Raw genomic sequence first — 1,409 nt, 5'->3', positions numbered from 1 at the left:
TTGCTCGCGTCGACAGCAACATCCTGGTTAATCCCCAGCATCCGGAATTCGCGTCGATCACGCCCAGTCTGCATCAGCCGGTCTATTGGGACCATAGGCTGTTCGGTGTATAGCCGCGCGAACCGTGACGGCACAACCAGACAATCAGTCTGGCCGTCCGGCCGATCTTTCGTCGTTGCAGTAGCGCGAGGTCCGAGCAATCGACTTTTGCTGCGATTGCTGCACCACTTTCGAATGCTGGAACGAATTCGCTCAAGATCGGCTCCGAATCTCCCAAAATGTGTTACCATCCTGCTTCGAAGCAACTGGTCGGAATCTGCCGGACGGCATAGCCAGACCAAAATTATCGTTCATTATTTGCACCCGACAGGCGCGGCGGTTTAGCCAATATTAAGTGGCATGAAACGCCGCCGCGGTGTAGGGTTTTGCATGATCTCCAGACCGCGATTCTTGCCTGAACCACCACCTTTATTTGCGCCGCCGCCCGATTGGGCGCGGACGGGCGGCCGCGCTGAAGACAACGAGAATGCGGTATTTTGCGCTGGTGCCGCACTTGCCACCCTGCATTCTATCGTGCGCGATGAGCATCCGCTGACGAAGCTCTGGCGCCAGCGCCTCGCGCTTACATCGGCTGCGGCAATTGTCCGGCTGCAAGGCCGCGCCGAAGACGAAGCGGCCTTGCGCGACCATCTTTACCTGACGCGGCCGGGCGACGATCCCGGCCCTGCCGGAAAGCTGCTCAAGGCGTGGCGCGCTATGGCGGAAGGTTCCTTGCCCGGACGATCATCGCTGAAGGCCGACTGGCCGGTCGTGTTGGGCGAGTTGTTGTCCGTCCTTATCGACACGGAAGTGCGTGAGGCGATCGAGGCGACGCTCATCGCTGGAGCAGAGGGCCGCAGCCCTATTGAGGCAGCCGCATCCGCCGCGGCAACCAGCCTGAACCTGCAACGCGACAGCCGACCACTGGCGCTGTGGGTGGCTGACGCCGCGCTTGCGCGTCGCCTCAACTGGCGGCGACCGGTGCCGCTACTGGCTGCTCATCTGAAGCGCGAGGATTTTCGACTTGCTGCCGACCCAAATGGTGATCCGACTGCCTGGCGAGAGGCTTGCGCCCGCGCCTATGGCCGAGCGGCGGTGGCTGCCTTCGATGTCTATGCGGATCTCGCTCGTCGCGCTGAACGGCTCCTGGCCGTCGCGCCGAAACTGCGTGGAAAGGACGCAGATACAGCGATACTGCAGCTGCTCTCGGAAGACGCCCTGACCGCGCAGCCTGGCCGGACAACCAGCGACCGCTCCAGCCGCCGCTTGTTCGAACGTGTCGCTTAGCAGTTAACCGCAAGAATGCGACGATTTGGTTGTGATTGACCATTTAATCATGAGAATCCTGCCTGTGCGATTCTCAAATTAAC

1 protein-coding gene is annotated in these 1,409 nt (G+C 60.9%); it reads left to right on the top strand.

Translation table 11 applies throughout. The features are described 5' to 3' along the window. Positions 1–429 precede the first annotated feature (429 nt). Positions 430–1,326: a DUF1403 family protein gene (locus tag DY251_RS21205; protein WP_158553307.1), complete on the top strand. Its 897-nt coding sequence runs from the start codon at positions 430–432 to the stop codon at positions 1,324–1,326. Positions 1,327–1,409 lie beyond the last annotated feature (83 nt).

Origin of the sequence: Mesorhizobium denitrificans, assembly GCF_003403035.1 — a bacterium.
In the GTDB taxonomy this organism is placed as follows: Bacteria; Pseudomonadota; Alphaproteobacteria; order Rhizobiales; family Rhizobiaceae; genus Mesorhizobium_G; species Mesorhizobium_G denitrificans.
Note: the sequence above shows the minus strand (reverse complement) of the source record. Positions and strands in the feature narration are given on the sequence as shown.